Source organism: Amycolatopsis sp. NPDC006131, assembly GCF_040614175.1.
GTDB lineage: Bacteria > Actinomycetota > Actinomycetes > Mycobacteriales > Pseudonocardiaceae > Amycolatopsis_E > Amycolatopsis_E tucumanensis.
The window spans coordinates 1-1,452 of the sequence record NZ_JBEXTX010000244.1 but is presented as its reverse complement, the minus strand read 5'-3'; the positions used below and the strand labels follow the sequence as shown (position 1 = coordinate 1,452).

Genomic DNA, 1,452 nt, shown 5'->3' with positions numbered 1-1,452 from the left:
GGAGTCTCAATGATCGTGTCAAGCAGCTGTAGGGCTGATGGGCGGCGGTGAGTGGTGGAATTCGCGGCCGTCGCGCAGCAGTGCCCAGATGACGTCGACCAGGCGGCGGGCGAGTGCGATCACTGCTTGGGTGTGGATCTTTCCTTCAGTTCGTTTGCGCTGGTAGAAGCGTCGGGATGCGCTGTTGGGTCGTTTGATGCTCGACAGCGCGGCCAGGTAGAACACCCGGCGGAGACCACGGTGGTAACGCTTGGGGCGGTGCAGGTTGCCGCGGACGCGGCCCGAGTCGCGCGGGACGGGAGCCAGGCCGGCGTGGGCGGCCAGGCGTGCCGAGGTGCCGAAGGTGGTGTGCAGGTCACCGCCGGTGTCGGCGAGCAGTTGCGCGCCGAGGATGGGACCGAAGCCGTCCACGCTGGTGATGTGCTCGGCGTGGGGGTGGTCGGCGAACCGGTCGCCGAGTTGCTCGTCGAGGTCCTTGATCTCCCGGTCGAGGTCGAGCAGCTGACGGGCCAGCCGGGCGATCAGCGGTGCGGTGACCGATTCTCCAGGCAGCGCAACGGTTTGCTCGGCGGCGGCGGCCAGGGCTTTGTCCGCCATGGCCGGTATGCCCCGGGCCCAGGCGCCGTGTTCGGTCAGATAGGCCGACAAGCCGGAGGAGCCGGCCTCCCGGATAACTGCCGGGGTCTGGAAGCCGGTCAGCAGGACCAGCGCGGAGCGGGTGGAGTAGTCGAAGGCGCGCTCCAGCGCGGGAAAGATGCTCGCGAGCAACTCCCGCAGCCGGTTCACCCCGCGCACCCAGTCGGCCCGCAGGTCTTCCCGCCGCGCGGTGAGCACCCGCAGGTCGGCCACGATCCCATCCGGACTGGTGACCAGGGCCAGATCACCGCGCATCCGGGCGGTCTGAGCGATCGTCTTGGCGTCCTTGGCATCGGTTTTACCCTCCCCGGCGAACGCCCCGGCCATCCGGTTGACCAGCCTGCCCGGCACAGAGACCACCGGCTGCCCGGTCGCCAGCAGCAGCGTCAGCAGCAGACTCGCGGCGCCAGAAGTCATGTCCACCGCCCACACCACCTCCGCCGCCTTGGCGGTGGTGCGGCCAATCAGCTGCTCGATCGCGGCCTGCCCATTGGCCACCTTCCGGGAAAACACCACCTTGCCGACCTCATCCACCGCACACGCGTGATGAAACCCCTTACCAACGTCGATGCCGACCCACACCTTGCGCACCGCCACCCGGCACGTCCTCCCGTCTGCGCAGTTCAACCCCGTGGACGACCCGCCAGCATCTCCATAAACAGCGACCAAGCGCAGATCTCAATCAGCGGCCAGGGCGTCCAGAACGACGGGGCGGCCACTCCTCGGAAGCCACCCAACGGGGCAAGAACCCATCAGCCACACCCCATCGCCCTGGGCATCCAGAACATCCCGTCCTGAACATCAACAATCTTATGG

1 protein-coding gene is annotated in these 1,452 nt (G+C 67.8%); it reads right to left on the bottom strand.

The features are described 5' to 3' along the window. Window positions 1–18: 18 nt before the first annotated feature. Complete coding sequence (locus ABZ215_RS43735; RefSeq protein ID WP_354956854.1) at window positions 19–1,233, bottom strand: IS110 family transposase; 1,215 nt, start codon at window positions 1,231–1,233, stop codon at window positions 19–21. Window positions 1,234–1,452 lie beyond the last annotated feature (219 nt).